The sequence below is a fragment of the Flavobacterium suaedae genome, from assembly GCF_014642915.1.
Lineage (GTDB): Bacteria > Bacteroidota > Bacteroidia > Flavobacteriales > Flavobacteriaceae > Flavobacterium > Flavobacterium suaedae.
In genome coordinates this window covers 1-16,415 of sequence record NZ_BMJE01000004.1, presented here as the reverse complement: position 1 = coordinate 16,415, position 16,415 = coordinate 1, and the positions used below count along the sequence as shown (strand labels likewise).

Here is a 16,415-nt window from a genome sequence, read left to right as displayed (position 1 = left end):
GAGTTTTGAGTTGAACCTAATGGAATTAGTAAGTTAAAAACAGTAAAATAAAGGGTTTAGAGGATGATTAACTCGAAACTTTAAATCCGAAACTTTGAAAAAACAATGTTAACAATAAAAGATTTACACGCAAGTGTTGAAGATAAAGAAATACTAAAGGGTATTAACCTTGAAGTTAAACCGGGAGAGGTACACGCAATAATGGGGCCTAACGGTTCGGGTAAAAGTACCCTTTCATCGGTTATTGCAGGTAAGGAAGAATATGAAATGACGGATGGTTTAATAGCGCTTGAAGGTGAAGATATAAGCGAATTAGCTCCTGAAGAAAGAGCGCATAAAGGTATTTTTCTTTCTTTCCAGTATCCTGTAGAGATTCCGGGAGTGTCGGTAACCAACTTTATGAAAACGGCTATTAATGAAAGCCGTAAAGCAAAAGGACTGGAAGAGATGCCGGCTAATGAAATGCTGAAACTAATTCGCGAAAAAAGTGAATTACTGGAAATAGATCGTAAGTTTCTTTCGCGTTCGTTAAACGAAGGTTTCTCGGGAGGTGAGAAAAAACGTAATGAAATTTTCCAGATGGCAATGCTTGAGCCTAAACTGGCAATATTGGATGAAACCGATTCAGGGCTGGATATTGATGCTTTACGTATTGTGGCTAATGGTGTAAACAAACTACGCAGTAAGGATAATGCTGTAATTGTAATTACACACTACCAAAGGCTTTTAGACTATATTGTTCCTGATTTTGTACACGTGCTTTACAATGGTAAAATTGTAAAATCGGGCGGTAAAGAACTGGCTTACGAGCTGGAAGAAAAAGGTTACGATTGGGTTAAGGCTCAAAATTAAATCAGTCTAAAGTCGAATGTCATAAAGTCTAAAAGAGGTAAGCTGATACATAGGTAAGTTTAATTCTTTTGAGGAAATTAATTCTTGGCAAAAAGCAAGAATTCTGAATAAGAAAATATACCTGATTACAGATGCAGTTTCTTTTAATAAAGACTTTGATTTGGCTAGACAGATGAGAAGGTGTTCTGTTTCTATATCTTCTAATATAGCAGAAGGTTTTGAGCGAAACACAGACAAAGAATTTATACATTTTTTATATATAGCTAAAGGTTCGGCAGCAGAACTACGTTCGCAGCTTTATTTAGCATTAGACTTAAATTATATCTCTACAGAGGTATTTGATGAGTTGATAACAGAGATTACTGAAATATCAAAGTTGCTTAGTGGATTCATTAAGTACCTTAGTAAATAAGTTTATAGAGTTTTTCTTTCTTTAAGACTTTATGACTTTAAAAACTTTTGACCAAAAATGGATTTAAAAGAAAAACTATTATCTTCTTTTATGGCTTTTGAGGAGCGTGTAGACAATGTAGATTCTGATTTACATAATATGCGCACAGAGTCAATAAAAAACTTTGAAAATAAAGGCTTCCCTACCAAAAAAGAGGAGGCGTGGAAATATACATCGCTTAACAGTGTGCTTAAAAATGATTTTAGCGTATTCCCTAAATCAGACAGTGCACTGCATTATGCAGATGTAAAGAAATATTTCCTTCATGATATAGATACTTACAAACTGGTTTTTATTGATGGTGTATTCAGTTCATACCTGTCTTCTACCACGCACGATGGGGTGGACGTATGCCTTATGTCATCGGCACTTACAAAACCAAAGTATAAAGAAATAATTGACACCTATTTTAATAAAATAGCTAATACAGAGGAAAGCCTTACATCGCTTAACACTGCATTTGCTGTAGAAGGTGCTTTTATAAACATACCAAACAACAAAGTAGCCGATAAGCCTATTGAAATAATGTACCTTTCTACAGGTAACGAAGCAGCACTTATGGTGCAGCCGCGTAACTTGGTAATAGTCGGCAGAAATGCTCAGGTACAAATAATAGAGCGTCACCAGAGCCTTAATAGTAATCCTGTGCTTACCAACTCGGTAACCGAGATATACGCACACGAAAGGGCTATGGCAGACTATTATAAAATTCAGAATGATGTACCTACTGCCAACCTGATAGATAATACCTACATCAAGCAGGAAAAAGACAGTATAGCATCAGTACATACATTCTCTTTCGGCGGAAATATTACCCGTAATAACCTTAACTTCTCTCAAAACGGAGAGCATATAGAAAGTATTCTTAAAGGTATTACTATTATTACCGATAAGCAGCACGTAGATCACTATACACAAGTAAGACACATAGAACCTAACTGTACCAGTCACCAAAATTATAAGGGTATTTATAATGAAAAGTCTACAGGGGTATTTAATGGTAAAATATACGTAGAGAAAGAAGCACAAAAAACAGATGCTTTCCAGCAGAATAACAATATACTGTTAAGCGATAAAGCAACTATAAATGCTAAGCCACAGTTGGAAATTTTTGCAGATGATGTTAAGTGTTCGCACGGGTGTACAATAGGGCAGTTGGACGAAAGTGCCATGTTCTACATGCAGTCGCGTGGTATACCTAAAAAAGAGGCAAAAGCATTATTAATGTATGCCTTTAGTGATGAAGTAATAGACAGCATTAAAATACCACAGCTAAAGCACCGTATTACAAAACTTATAGCAAGTAAACTGGGAGTTAATATAGGTTTTAACCTGTAAGTCCAAATACAATAAAACTATTAAAAAGCCGACTTTAAAGTCGGCTTTTTTGTTTTTGTAAGTCGATTAATTTTACAAAACACATTCCTTTTATTTAGAATTAATAAAAATAATTTGCATATATAAACCCCTACACGTAGATTTGCACCCATATTTAATCTAAGATTAATAATGCGAATTTCTATCAGGGCTATTTTGCCCGCATTCATACTTTTATATACGGGTGTAAAAGCACAGGAAACCCAACATGACACTATTTTTACAGAAATGGATGAACTGGTGGTTACCGGGCAAATAGAGCCGCAATCCATAAAAAAATCAGTATTTAATGTACAGGTTATTACCGAAGAAGATATAAAAAGGCAGGCTGCTAATAACATGGCCGATGTACTAAACCAATATCTTAATATAACAGTACAGCCAAGTAGTGGAGAAGGGCGTTCTACAGTATCAATGTTCGGGCTGGACGGGCAGTATCTTAAAATACTTGTAGACAATGTTCCTTTAGTAAGCGATACCGGTTTAGGGAATAATATAGACCTTACCCAAATAAACCTTGACGATATACAACAAATAGAGATTATAGAAGGCTCTATGGGCGTTACACATGGCGCAAATGCCGTGAGCGGTATAATTAATATAATCACTAAAAAATCTACCCGAAATAAGTGGGAAATAACTGCTACAGTACAGGAAGAAAGTGTGGGTGATGAATATGCCCCGCTATATGATGAAGGGAGGCATATACAATCGCTTAGAATAGCGCACAGTATAAACAAAAACTGGTTTGTAGCAGTAGGGGGCAACCGTAACGATTTTGAGGGTTATAAAGGTGAGTTTGGCGGTAAAGAATTTACCAACAATCCAAATGATCCGGGCCAATTACGGGGCTATAGCTGGCAGCCTAAAGAACAATACTTTGGTAATGCTTTAGTACGTTACCAAAAAAACAATACCAGAATTTTTTATAAGTTCGATTATTTTGATGAAAAAATAGATAGTTACAACAGAATTGTAAATAACGAAAGACAAACCGATGGCAGAGAGTTGCGTTACTCTAATGATCGTCGTTATTTTACCAATAAACTGTATAATCATTTAAATGCTGTGGGTAAGCTGCTGGGGCTGGATTATAACGCATCTGTTTCCTACCAAAAACAACAGCGTGATGTAGAAGATTTCAGGTACTACATACAATTAGATGCCGAGCGAGGTAATGAAAAAGAACCCTATCAGGAAACCGAAGTATTATACTCAACAGGTACATTAAGCAACTTCTTTAAAACAGGTAAAGCAGACCTTCAGTTAGGGTACGAGTTTGTTAATACAAATGGGTACAGTTCTTCACTTTCAGGTAATTTTAATGGTGAAGACCAGGAAGCAGTTAACTTAAAGAAACGATTAGAAAACTATGACTTCTTTACAGCAGCTGAAATAAAGGTAACCGATAAATTTTCGGTACGTCCGGGGTTCCGTTATTCTTTCCAGTCAAAATTCGAAGACCAGTGGGCAGCCTCTATGGGGTTACGTCAAATATTAAGCAACGGCTTTGAGGCAAGACTAAGTTATGGCAGGTCGTACCGCACACCAAATTATGATGAGCTGTATACCTATTTTGTAGATGTTAACCATAACGTACAAGGTAATCCTGATTTAACTCCGGAAAGCGGACACTCTGTAGAAGGGAGCATTAAAAAGTTTACCTATTTTGAGTCGGGCTTGCACATGAAAAATACTCTTGGAGCTAACTATAACACGGTTGATGACCGAATAGAAGATGTTATAGTTGCCTTTAACCCCCAGTTAACAACTCGATATATAAATATAAACTCCTATAAACGATGGACAGTGACCACAACTCACGATGTAATGTATAAAAACTTAAAAGCAAAAGCAGGAGTTTCGGTTATGGGTATTTCAAGGGCTATAGATAGTGGTTTAGCGCAATCTGATGATGATTTTCTGGTAAACTACCAATTTAATGCAAACGTTGCTTACAACGTACCAAAATGGAACACGCTGTTTTCAGTATACTACAAACATAACGGTAAGGTAAAACAATATATACAGGAAAATACATTAGACAATCCGGAATTTGTACTATCGGAAGTAGAATCATTCGGTCTTATGGATGCCTCTGTACGCAAAGATTTTTTCAAGAATAAATTAAGTCTAACTGTGGGAGCAAGAAACCTGCTTGATGTAGTTAGTATTCGTTCCAGCCAAGCTACAGGCGGAGATGCACACTCAGCGGGAACAACTAATATATTAATGGGCTACGGTCGCTCATACTTTATGAAATTAACCTATAATTTAAACTTTAATTAAACCATGAAAAAGATATTTTTATTCTCATTAGCAATGCTTGCAATGGTTAGCTGCTCTGATGATGACAGTAATGCAAACATAGCACCTATTGAAGCACCTTCTGAAGGAACTGTTTTTGGTACTGCCGAAAACCCGCTTAATATAGGTGGTCCTAACGAACAGAATCAAGTATATGTAGACCTTAGTGGCGAATCAACACATGAAGTTTTTCGCGGAGGCTGGGATTTAGGTTTCTATTCGGGAGATGATTTCAAAGTTGTAATAAACGGTTCGCTTGCTATGGCTGCAAAACAATTGGAAACTACCGATATTACACTTCCGCAGGAAGAAGATGCTTCCGTTGCAGTAGGTACTTTTCAAGCAGAAAATTTAAATTATGTTGATAACCCAAACGGGTCGTTAGATGATACAGCATTTGGTACTATTGCCGAGAGCGAAGCAGAGGCTAAAGTATATTTAGTAAACTTAGGTTATAGTGTACCAACAGCTGCTCCTGAAGCAGGTTCTGTAAATGCAGCGGGCGACCCGAGGGGTTGGAGAAAAGTAAAAGTATTTAAAAACGATTCAGGCGGGTACACGCTTCAATATGCTAAATTAAGCGTTACAAGCTATCAGGAAATAGTGATTACTAAAAATCCGCAGTATAACCATACTTTCTTTAGTTTTACAGCTAATGATGTTGTAATGGTAGAACCTGCCAAAACAGAGTGGGATATGAACTTTACCACTTTCACTAATGAGGTTTTTGATAACGGAGGCGCATCAGCCGGGGCATATTTTTACTCTGATTTTATTGTAACCAATACCAAAGCGGGTGTAACGGCTGTAGCTGTAGCTGGTGATACTGCCGCTTATAATGGATTTACAATGGAAACATATACATCCGGTAACTATGAACTAAGTGCAGACCAAAGAGCTATTGGCGCAAACTGGAGAAGTGTAATACCTGTTGAAGTATTTGATAATGTTTTCTTCCTGCTTAAAGATGGAGCCGGAAATATGTATAAAATACGTTTTATATCAATGCTGGATACCGATGGCGTAAGAGGCTTCCCTGTATTCCAGTACGAGCTGTTATAGGCTTTATATAAATTAGTAAGTTTTGTTTTTTAGTTATTCCCGGCTGCTTTTAGTGGTCGGGTTTTTTTATTGCTATATTTGGTATAACACCCACCTAACTAATTATGAAACAACTTGTAGTAATACTATATACCATTTGTGTTATTCCCTGCACATTGGCACAAACAGCTTTGTCAACTAACGAAAAAACGAAATTAACAGCTTATGCCGATTTTTATATGCAGGGTTCAAGGCTGTATGGACTTACCGTAACGGACACACTTACCGTTTGGGACACTATTAGCCCTAAACCTATACAATACCATAAAAATGTACAAACAATAGCGCAAAACCGAAAAAATGAGCTTTGCTATATTAAAAATAATGAGCTGTATAATTATGTAACGGGAGTTAAACAACCATTAAGTCGTAGCAAAGGTAAAGTATATAATTTGTTTTTTGATGAAGCCAATAATCCTATAGTATATACTTCGACAGGAATATTAATTTATGGAGATTACTATTTGCCAAATAAAGACGATGGTTATAGTATATGGTCGTATAACGAAGATGGCAAGGATGATATTGTAAACAAACCTAAAGCATGCTATTTAGATGAAAAAAGCCGATTATGGTTAGGTTTTGACAATGGGGAATCGGGGGGAGCGTTGGTTTTTTTCGATTTAAAACTAAGAAAGTTTATAGCGCCAAACAGTTTGTTTTCAATGTATATTGAGAAGTATAGAGGTACTGAAAAGGTACGCACAAACTATTTATTAAGTTATGATTTTAATGAACTAGTAACCGAATTTCCTGAAGAGGTAAAAATTATAGAAAAAGATACATTATATAAATTTCCTACAAATATAACGGCAGGTCATCCTAAAGGAATAACAGGAAACAGGAACGGAACACTGTATATTAGCCAAAGTTCAATTAACTTTTTTATAATGGGTACAGGTATTATAAAAGTAAGCCCTACCGCTTATAAAGATTTTTATAAAATAACCTTTTTAAATGATATTTTGGAACATGAGGAAATATCTAATGAAATGGTGGTCGCTGAATATGTAGGTTCTGTAACCTATAATACTTTTGACAGGCACGCTTACTATTATAGTGATCTTGGGTTTTTTAAAATTACCGAAAATACTGATGGCTCTTTTGCTAAAGAATTTATTGCAAAGCCGGAAATATCATGGTCGGGGCAACCCAATGCAGTAGGCTCAGGTATGAATGTAAAGAAGTTTAGGTTTACTGCACCTGATAAATTCTTTTTCCTAACTACTAACAATGGCATAGGCTATTATAACGGAAAGACATTTAAGTATTTTAAGTAGAAGATTACTCTTACGCTCATACAAACCCACCTTGTCATTGCGAGGAGGCACGACGAAGCAATCTTATATTAAGATTACCATGTTAAGTCTCTCTACGCTCACAATGACGAAATGGTTGAAAAATTAAAGTATAAAAAATGCTGCTTCTATAATCTTATAATAGGAGCGATTTTTATTGTAATAAATAATATAAAAGTTGTAGTTGCATATAATTTTGTTGCAACAAATGCAACAAGTGTTGCAAATGTTATAACATTTATTATTACTTTTGTATCTATTAATATATACAAAACGTATATACGAAAGATATATGCTAATGTAAAAAGGAAACCGCCGCAACCTCTGCAAAGGTCTTGGCGGATTTGATTAATCGAAGAAATCGAAAAAATCAGCAATTCGCAGAGAATAATAACACGTTTTCAATACTGCGAATGCCCTGTCTACGAGAGTCTTGTCATCCCGACAAGACTTCCCTGTTTCGGGTTTTCTGCCCATATTTTTAATTTACTATCCGAGCAGAAATTAATAGTAAATCGTATTCTCTAAAATGGATGAATACAAATATACTATTTTGCAAGTAAAATTTTCTACTACATTTGCTTTTAATCTATTGAATGTTGATAACTCATTTTTTCTTAGCTTAAATATGTCAAAAAACACCAAGAATCACCAAAATATACAGATAGAATGGTAGATTGTGTTAATAACTTTTTTAAGCAATATTAATATATACTTATTAAAAAGCCACTTCTGTAATAGGAGCGGCTTTTTAATAAGTATATAACACAATTTATAATGAAGCAACAAGCTCTCTCCATTCTTCAAGTTCCGGTATGCCCGGTTTTCTTTTCCCGAAGAATTGAACTATAATTTCTCCCATTTCGTTAAACACTTCAATAGCGGTAACCGTACCGTCTTCGGTTGGCTTACGTACTATCCATGTTTGGGCTATTTTATCCATGTTCAGGTGCATGTTAAAGTCAGGATCCATAACATTATACCACTCATTGTGCCACATGGTTTTACGCACCGGTCCTGTGTGTATTTGTATGTTACCTCTGTTACCTGTAAACACCATAATAGGCAGTTTTCTTTCGGCAGCACCTTCCAGCATTTTTACAATGCCTTCTTTGTCTATTTTTTGTGCATATTCGCCCTCAGGAGCTAAGCGTAATGCCTGCGTACGGGTAACACCAAATTTCTTAAGCATAGCAAAGAAATCGTGTGTATCTTTAAGGTTTACCCATGCATCACGGAAACCTGCCACATCAATATCTTCATCCGGCTTTTCTTCTACGTTAAACGGAACTTCTACAGTAGTTTCAGCAGTGCTTTGGTTATCTGATTTGTATTTTGCTACCAGTTTTTCAAATTCCGCTTCGTTACTGTCCGGTGTCAGGTATATTTTGTGAATAGCTAAACCATCTTTCCCGAAGAACTGAAGGCTTTTTCTGTCGCCACGCTCTGTTTTTTCTTCAACGGCAAAAGCTTTATCCCAATGCATTAAAAATATTCTTAAATCAATGTCCTCACCAACAAAAAGCCCTGCAAATTTACTGCTAAAGTCAGGGTTAAGGTAAATTCCTTTACGTTCGTGCACGCACTCTTCGTTGCGTGTAAGTGCCATTACTTTACCAAGTTCTTTTACATCGGTAAGTATGTTTGCAAAATCAGGGTTTAAACGGGTAACAGTATCCCCCATCTGAGTTGCTAAAAGTTCAGCTTCGCTAACGCCAAGTTGCTCGGCGGCGTTACGTATACGTAAATGCGGGTTTTCAGCTTTTAGCTCACCCCACTGTGCTTTAAGGCTATTTGTTGTGGTATCCATATTATTAAGTATTATGCTATGATTATTATTTATGTTCCGAAAATTATTAATGGGTTTTGGTTTACCGGGTTAGGGCAAATTATACACGGGAAGTTGTACGCCTTGCTTATGGTTTCGCGGGTAAATACTTCATCCGGTATGCCATGGCTTACAATTTCTCCGTTTTTAAGCAATAAAACCTTATCGGCAAATTGTGCCGCAAGGTTAAGGTCGTGCAATACCATTATAGCGGTATTACCACGACCTGTAAAGTTTTTTATGGTGTGCAGTATGCGGTGCTGATGTAACACATCAAGGTTGTTAAGCGGTTCATCAAGAAATACTAGCCTGTGCGCTACATTATTATCTAATTGCGCCAGTACACGTGCTAAGTGAACCCTTTGCTTTTCTCCACCCGATAGTGAGTTGTAATTACGCTGTGCCAATGGTGCCACATCAGTTTCTTCCATGGCTTTTTGTACAGCATCCATATCTTCCTTGTGCGGGGTAGAATTAAAGTAAGGGTAACGCCCCATTATAACTACATCTTTCACCAATAGGGGTATATCCTGGTTGTTGCTTTGGGAGAATTTGGCTTTATGGTGCGCCAGTTCTTTTTCGTCCCATTGCTCAAAGGTTTTGTTTTTAAACAGTACGCTTTCATCCTTATGTTTCACCTCGTTAGCCAACAGGTTTAAAAGGGTAGATTTACCCGCCCCGTTAGGACCTACAATAACCAAAAGTTCGCCATAGTCTACCGAAAAGTTGATGTTTTCCAGTATGGTAAACTTTCGTTGTGCGTATGATATTTTGTGGGCTTCCAGCATGGTCGTACTACATTGATTTTTTATTCTTTATAAGTATAATGATGAATATGGGTGCACCCATAAACGCGGTAAGTATACCAATAGGCACTTCGGTAGGTGGTGCTATAGTACGGCTTATGGTATCGGCAGAGAGTAACAAAACACTACCCAGCACTGCTGAAAGTGGCAGAATAATGTTGTAATTCGATTTGAATATCAACCGCAGTATATACGGCACTATAAGCCCTACAAAACCTATATTTCCTGCAAAGGCTACCGATGCACCTACCATAAGTGCGGTAAACAGTACAATTTGCTTTTTAATGCGCTCTACAGGTATGCCCAAATGCTCGGCATCTTTCTCACCCAACATCATGGCATTTAATGCCTTCCCTTTGTTGATAAGGAAGAAATACGATATTGTTATAATTACAGCCAGTATTGCGTTTTTAGTCCACGAAGCATCGCTAAGGCTACCTAAGTTCCAAAAGGCTAAATCGCGCAGTTGGTCATCATCTGATATGTAAGTTAAAAAGCCGGTTACTGCAAACCCCATAGCTGTAATGGCAACCCCCGAAAGTAACATGATTATTACATTGGTTTTACCCTTATTGGTAGAAATGCGGTACACCATTATCATAGTGAGTAATGCCCCGATAAAAGACATAATACTAAGCAATGAAAAGTGTAATAATTGCGGGATATAAGGTTTTATTGAACTACCCAATACTATAGTAATAGCAGCGAACATTAATGCCCCTGATGTAATACCAATCAAGTCAGGAGTGGCAAGTGGGTTTTTAAACATACCCTGCAAGCACGTACCCGATACTGCCAGTGCGCTACCAATAAGTATTGCCATAGCAATACGCGGTAAGCGTAGCCCAAGCAGTACAAAGCGGTCGCTTTCGGTAATAGTACCGTCATTACTGAATAAACCTCTTACTAATTCGGTAAAAGAATACTTTTCAAAAGCATACACACCAACGTACAGTGATATTGCCGCTAAACCTATCAGCAGTAAAACACTTGTAAGCATGTATATTGAAAGTTTATTTTGCATTCGCTCTCAACTTTTTATTCAGTTGAAGGGTTGCTTCACCAAGGCGTGGCCCAAAACCTGCAAGCAGTGCGCCATCCATAGCGATAATGTTTTTGTTTTTTCCGGCATTGGTTTTTTCTATGCCTTGTATTTTTAATACACCCTCTTCGCCGTTAAGGCTTGCTAAACCTGAGTGGAACATCAGGATAACATCAGGGTTTGCTTTTATAAGTGCTTCTGGTGTTAGTGGTTTGTAACCGTCTATGTCTTCTACTGCATTTTCAGCACCTGCCAGCGTAATCACTTCGTTAACAGGCGTATTTATTCCGCCTACCATCATCATTCCTGCGCCACGGGCATATATAAACAGCACCTTTTGTGTTTTATCAAGCTCCTTAACTTTTGCTAAGTCAGCATCAATTTTATCCTGTAGTTTTTGTGCGTTGTCACTCTGTAAAACAGTAGCAATCTGCCCTATAAGTGTTTTAGTTCCTTCCGGTGTGTACTCTTGGTCAAAAAAGTGTGCTTTAGTACCCGAAAGCTCTATTTTTTCTTTTAGTTCAGGGCTAATATCTTCGTTACTGCCCAGTATTAGGGTTGGTTGTAGTGCCATTACAGCCTCTATTGATATTTTGCTGGAATGCCCTAAATCCTGCGCCGACTCTTTAATGCCTTCCGGGTAAGTACTGGTTACATCTACCCCCACTATATCACTTTCGTGCCCAAGTGCGCTTACTATTTCGGTAATGGCACCGCTAAGGGTAACAATTTTAGGAGATTCGGTTTGTGCAACAGAATCAGTTGCAGTAGCAGCTTCTTCTTCGGTTGTTTTTTGTTCTTTCTTACAAGAAATAATTGCGAAAGCTAAAAAGGCAATCAGGGAAAATTTGGCTATATGATTCATTGGTAGCGATTTGTTATTTTTAATAAATCTAAATTGATGCAAATCTATTGATTTTATTTAGAATGAGAAAAAATAAGATGCTAAAATTGGGTTTTGTTTTAGCCCTAAAACCCACTCAAAAAAAGGTTATTACAAAAACATGCCTTAACTTTGCAACTTAAAATGCAGATGAGGGTATGTTTTGCCCTGTAAAGGAATTAATAATACAGAGATAAGAGCAATGCTTGATATAAATAAAGTAAGAGCCGATTTCCCGATACTTCACCAAAAAGTAAACGGAAAACCGTTAGTATATTTTGATAATGCAGCAACATCGCAAAAACCACAGGTGGTTATTGATGCTATTGCTGATTATTACGAAACTATAAACGCTAACATTCACAGAGGGGTACACACGCTTAGCCAGTTAGCTACTGATGCTTACGAAATTTCCAGAAAAAAAATACAAAAGCATATTAATGCCAAGCATAGCCACGAAGTACTGTTTACTACAGGTACTACTTATGGTATAAACCTTGTAGCAAGCGGATTTTCACAATTTGTGAAAGAGGGCGATGCGGTTATGATTTCGGCAATGGAACACCACAGCAACATAGTGCCGTGGCAAATGCTTTGCGAAAGAGTAGGGGCGGAGTTACTGGTTATCCCTATGAATGAAAAGGGAGAACTGATTATGGAGGAGTTTGAAAAACTACTATCTAATAAAGTTAAAATAATAGCGGTAAACCACATATCGAATTCACTGGGGACTATAAACCCTGTAAAACATATTATTGATAAAGCACACAGTGTAGGAGCAGCTGTTATCATTGACGGAGCGCAATCGGCACCACACCTGCATATAGATATGCAGGAGTTAGACTGTGATTTTTATACGTTTTCGGGGCATAAGGCATGTGGTCCTACAGGTAGCGGAATACTATACGGTAAAGAAGAGTGGTTAAATAAATTACCACCCTACCAAGGTGGTGGCGAGATGATTAAAGAAGTTACCTTCGAAAAAACCACTTACGCCGAACTGCCTCATAAATTTGAAGCAGGAACACCCAATATTGAAGGAGGTATTGTAATGGGCACCGCTATAGATTACCTGAACAGCATAGGGCTGGATAACATACAGGCGTATGAGCAGGAACTGCTGGAATACGGTACGCAAAAATTACAGGAAATAGAAGGTTTAAAAATCTTCGGTACAGCTCAACATAAAACATCAGTAATATCATTTAATATCGAAGGGATACACCCATATGACATTGGAGCGATTGTAGACAAGATGGGTATAGCCGTACGTACTGGTCACCACTGTACACAACCCGTAATGGACTTTTTTGATGTTCCGGGTACGGTAAGAGCTTCATTCTCTTTCTATAACACTAAAGAAGAGATTAATGCACTTGTGGAGGCAGTTGTTAAAGCTAAGCGAATGTTAAGCTAGGAGTCGGTCAAAAATTGTACTTTTATATAAAACTATAAATGCAGTAAGCTGTATAACTATGAAGAAATTTTTGCCTTTATTGGCTGTTGTTGTATTATTCGCTACAGGCTGTGCTTCTACAGCGTTAAAAAAGCAAAGTGCCGATGTTGCACTGGAGTATGAAGCTGTTACGCGTGGTACGTATAAAAAAGTAATTGTAAAACAGGATACGGTAATTACCCTAAACGAAAACAATGTTAACAAAGCAATTACTACTGTACTACCCAAAAAGGATTGGAACAGCATACTAAAAATGCTCAGCAAAATAGATTATAAAAAACTGAATACAATAGCGCCGCCAAGCACTAAACACCAAGTTGATGCTGCTTTGGCTGCGGGATTAAAAGTAATTACTAAAGACAGAACATACCATAGTCATACTTTTGACCATGGTAACCCACCGGAGGCATTACAACCACTGGTTGAAAAAATATTGGAAGTTTCGGCATTGAAAGAGAAATAAGTATACATGGAAATAAAAGCAATACAGGAAGAAATAGTAGATGAATTTGCAATGTTTGAAGAGTGGGATGAGCGTTACCAATATGTAATAGACTTAGGTAAAACGTTACCACTTGTTGATGAACAGTATAAAACCGACGAGAACATTATTAAAGGCTGCCAGAGCAAGGTTTGGCTGCACGGTGAGGAAAAGGACGGCAAAGTAGTTTTTACGGCAGATAGCGACGCTATTTTAACCAAAGGTATTATTGCCATACTTATAAGGGTATTTTCTAACCAAAGCCCAGAAGCGATACTACAGGCAGATACTGCTTTTATAGATGAAATAGGTTTAAAAGAACACCTTTCGCCTACTAGGGCAAACGGGTTGGTTTCTATGGTAAAACAGATTAAAATGTATGCCCTGGCATTCCAGGCAAAAAACTAAATATTATGGATGCTCAAATAGATACAGCAAAACTGGGAGAAGAAATTGTAAAAGTGCTTAAAACAATATATGACCCGGAAATTCCCGTTGATATTTACGAACTGGGATTAATTTACGATGTAATGGTAAATACCGATAATGAGGTAAAAATATTAATGACACTTACATCGCCAAACTGCCCTGTTGCCGAAAGTTTACCACAGGAAGTACAGGATAAGGTTAAAAATATAGAAGGTGTAAAAGATGCTGAGGTTGAAATTACTTTCGATCCGCCTTGGACACGCGACTTAATGAGTGAAGAAGCAAAACTGGAACTGGGAATGTTATAATCATTTTCAGCAGATAAAGAATAGAAAACCTCTTGTGAAAGCAAGAGGTTTTTATTTAGCTGTCATTGAAAAATGTAGTAATTTTGTTTAATTCTTAATTAAAGAAAGAAGAAAGTTTATGGAGCAGGAAAAAGAAATAGTAAACAGAGTCGCTAACAGCGTACTTCAGGTATTTGATTTAGAAGATTATTACCAAGAAGGGGAACGCGTAGCATTAGATATATCACAATGGCTTTTAGAAGGTTTTGTACTGCGCGAAAAAGACTTTCGCCAAGCCTTAAAAGACTATAACTGGGAACAATATCAAGATAAATTTGTAGCACTGCATTGCAGTACCGATGCCATAGTGCCGGCATGGGCATATATGTTAGTTACAATTTACTTACAGCCCTATGCGAAATTAATAGTACAAGGAACTATTAATGATATTGATATTCAGCTTTACCAACAAACGCTGCAAAAACTGGATTATACACAGTATGCTGATAAGCCTGTTATTGTAAAAGGCTGTTCGCGTAAACCTGTACCTGAGCAGGCGTATGTAATGGCGGTAAATAAACTAATGCCTGTTGCTAAAAGTTTAATGTTCGGCGAAGCATGTTCATCTGTACCGTTGTATAAAAAGAAGCGTTAGGTCTTTCATAACTGTTTCGTTGCAAAATCGGTTAAATAGCTATATTTGCAGCAAACAGTAAAAATATGAAAAACAAATTCTTACTATTATTTTCAAGCTTAACTATCCTGACAGCTAATGCACAGGATAATGAAGCAAAAGCGGATAATGATACTATTGGTCCCTGGAAGAAAAAAGGAAATGCTTCTTTCCTGTTCAATCAATCTACATTCGATAACTGGCTTGCCGGTGGTGAAAATAACATTTCGGGCAGCGCAGGACTTAATTACGACATTAATTATGCGAAAGGAGACTGGACATGGGATAACAAGTTTATCGCGTCCTACGGTATTGTAAAAACGCGTACAAGCTCTTTTGCAAAGAAAACCGACGACAGGTTAGAGATAAACTCTGTAGTGGGCAAAAAAGCTACCGAGCGTTGGTCTTATTCGGCATTTCTTAATTTTAAAACGCAGTTTACGAAAGGATATAATTACGACAAGGACGAAAACGGTGCGGAAGTTCGTGAAGAATATACAAATTTCCTTTCTCCGGGTTATATATTAGTAGGTCCCGGTATGCTGTATAAAAAAGATGAGAATTTAAAATTCAACCTTTCTCCCGCTACTTCAAAAATTACTTTAGTAGATAAATCATTTACATTACCTGATGAAGCCTATTTCGGGGTTAAAGAAGGGGAGTCAATGCGATATGAGCTTGGTTTTAATGCATCAGCATACTATAAGCTGGATGTTATTGCAAATGTTTCCTTTGAGAATATTTTAAACCTTTATTCTAACTACTTAGAAGATCCTCAAAATGTAGATATTGATTATCAGCTAAACATAGTAATGAAAATCAATCGTTATTTAACCACAAACCTGTCTTTCCAAACTATATATGATGATAATGCTTACCAAGGCTTCCAGATACGTCAGGTATTTGGTGTAGCTGCTAACTATGGTTTTTAAGAGATAGCTTTATAAGAGAATAAATATAAATATCATGTATAAAAAAATCCCGCTCACTGAGCGGGACTTTTTTATATGCTTTATACTTTAAAGCTATGTTTCATTACTGCTTTACAATAATAAACTCCGATCTTCTGTTTTGCGCATGTTGCTCTTCAGTACAATTCGGCGCACAATCCACAGCCGGTTCCTTCTCACCGTAACCCTCACCG

Annotated in this window: 16 protein-coding genes; 12 read left to right on the top strand and 4 right to left on the bottom strand. The window is 37.2% G+C overall.

Features of this window, described 5'->3' with window-relative positions; translation table 11 throughout:
• Positions 1–105: 105 nt before the first annotated feature.
• From sufC to IEW45_RS08335, 6 genes are all read left to right on the top strand, one after another.
• On the top strand, positions 106–852 hold the full coding sequence (sufC, locus tag IEW45_RS08360) for a Fe-S cluster assembly ATPase SufC (RefSeq protein ID WP_188620790.1): 747 nt from the start codon (positions 106–108) through the stop codon (positions 850–852).
• Positions 853–901: 49 nt separating this feature from the next.
• Complete coding sequence (locus IEW45_RS08355) at positions 902–1,264, top strand: four helix bundle protein (RefSeq protein ID WP_188621136.1); 363 nt, start codon at positions 902–904, stop codon at positions 1,262–1,264.
• A gap of 57 nt (positions 1,265–1,321) precedes the next feature.
• Positions 1,322–2,641, top strand: a complete 1,320-nt coding sequence (gene sufD, locus IEW45_RS08350; RefSeq protein WP_188620789.1) for a Fe-S cluster assembly protein SufD — start codon at positions 1,322–1,324, stop codon at positions 2,639–2,641.
• Positions 2,642–2,812: 171 nt separating this feature from the next.
• The gene (locus IEW45_RS08345; RefSeq protein ID WP_229665925.1) at positions 2,813–4,969 is read left to right on the top strand and encodes a TonB-dependent receptor plug domain-containing protein; all 2,157 of its coding nucleotides are present in this window, start codon (positions 2,813–2,815) and stop codon (positions 4,967–4,969) included.
• 3 nt (positions 4,970–4,972) lie between these two features.
• Entirely contained in the window at positions 4,973–6,049 is a 1,077-nt protein-coding gene (locus tag IEW45_RS08340) for an HmuY family protein (RefSeq protein ID WP_188620787.1), read from the top strand.
• Positions 6,050–6,153: 104 nt separating this feature from the next.
• A complete protein-coding gene (locus tag IEW45_RS08335; RefSeq protein ID WP_188620786.1) occupies positions 6,154–7,368 on the top strand; it encodes a hypothetical protein in 1,215 nt (404 codons plus the stop codon).
• A gap of 790 nt (positions 7,369–8,158) precedes the next feature.
• Here IEW45_RS08335 and IEW45_RS08330 read toward each other — a convergent pair.
• Genes IEW45_RS08330 through IEW45_RS08315 form a run of 4 tightly spaced genes read right to left on the bottom strand, consistent with a single transcriptional unit; the run spans position 8,159 to position 11,927 of the window.
• On the bottom strand, positions 8,159–9,196 hold the full coding sequence (locus IEW45_RS08330) for a hemin-degrading factor (RefSeq protein ID WP_188620785.1): 1,038 nt from the start codon (positions 9,194–9,196) through the stop codon (positions 8,159–8,161).
• A 29-nt stretch (positions 9,197–9,225) separates the two neighbouring features.
• Entirely contained in the window at positions 9,226–10,002 is a 777-nt protein-coding gene (locus IEW45_RS08325) for a heme ABC transporter ATP-binding protein (RefSeq protein ID WP_188620784.1), read from the bottom strand.
• A gap of 7 nt (positions 10,003–10,009) precedes the next feature.
• On the bottom strand, positions 10,010–11,044 hold the full coding sequence (locus tag IEW45_RS08320) for a FecCD family ABC transporter permease (protein WP_188620783.1): 1,035 nt from the start codon (positions 11,042–11,044) through the stop codon (positions 10,010–10,012).
• Positions 11,034–11,927: a heme/hemin ABC transporter substrate-binding protein gene (locus IEW45_RS08315; protein ID WP_188620782.1), complete on the bottom strand. Its 894-nt coding sequence runs from the start codon at positions 11,925–11,927 to the stop codon at positions 11,034–11,036. Before IEW45_RS08315 ends, IEW45_RS08320 begins: the two co-directional genes overlap by 11 nt.
• Positions 11,928–12,147: 220 nt before the next feature.
• Between IEW45_RS08315 and IEW45_RS08310 the strand changes: the two genes are divergently transcribed.
• From IEW45_RS08310 to IEW45_RS08285, 6 genes are all read left to right on the top strand, one after another.
• Complete coding sequence (locus IEW45_RS08310) at positions 12,148–13,362, top strand: aminotransferase class V-fold PLP-dependent enzyme (protein WP_188621135.1); 1,215 nt, start codon at positions 12,148–12,150, stop codon at positions 13,360–13,362.
• A 58-nt stretch (positions 13,363–13,420) separates the two neighbouring features.
• Complete coding sequence (locus IEW45_RS08305; protein ID WP_188620781.1) at positions 13,421–13,864, top strand: hypothetical protein; 444 nt, start codon at positions 13,421–13,423, stop codon at positions 13,862–13,864.
• 6 nt (positions 13,865–13,870) lie between these two features.
• Positions 13,871–14,290, top strand: coding sequence for a SufE family protein (locus IEW45_RS08300; protein WP_188620780.1), 420 nt, complete (start codon positions 13,871–13,873; stop codon positions 14,288–14,290).
• A 5-nt stretch (positions 14,291–14,295) separates the two neighbouring features.
• Positions 14,296–14,619 (top strand): SUF system Fe-S cluster assembly protein, encoded by a 324-nt coding sequence (locus IEW45_RS08295; RefSeq protein ID WP_188620779.1) that lies wholly within the window; start codon positions 14,296–14,298, stop codon positions 14,617–14,619.
• Between the two features lie 118 nt (positions 14,620–14,737).
• Positions 14,738–15,253: a DUF2480 family protein gene (locus IEW45_RS08290; RefSeq protein WP_188620778.1), complete on the top strand. Its 516-nt coding sequence runs from the start codon at positions 14,738–14,740 to the stop codon at positions 15,251–15,253.
• 65 nt (positions 15,254–15,318) lie between these two features.
• Positions 15,319–16,203 (top strand): DUF3078 domain-containing protein, encoded by an 885-nt coding sequence (locus IEW45_RS08285; protein ID WP_188620777.1) that lies wholly within the window; start codon positions 15,319–15,321, stop codon positions 16,201–16,203.
• Positions 16,204–16,415 lie beyond the last annotated feature (212 nt).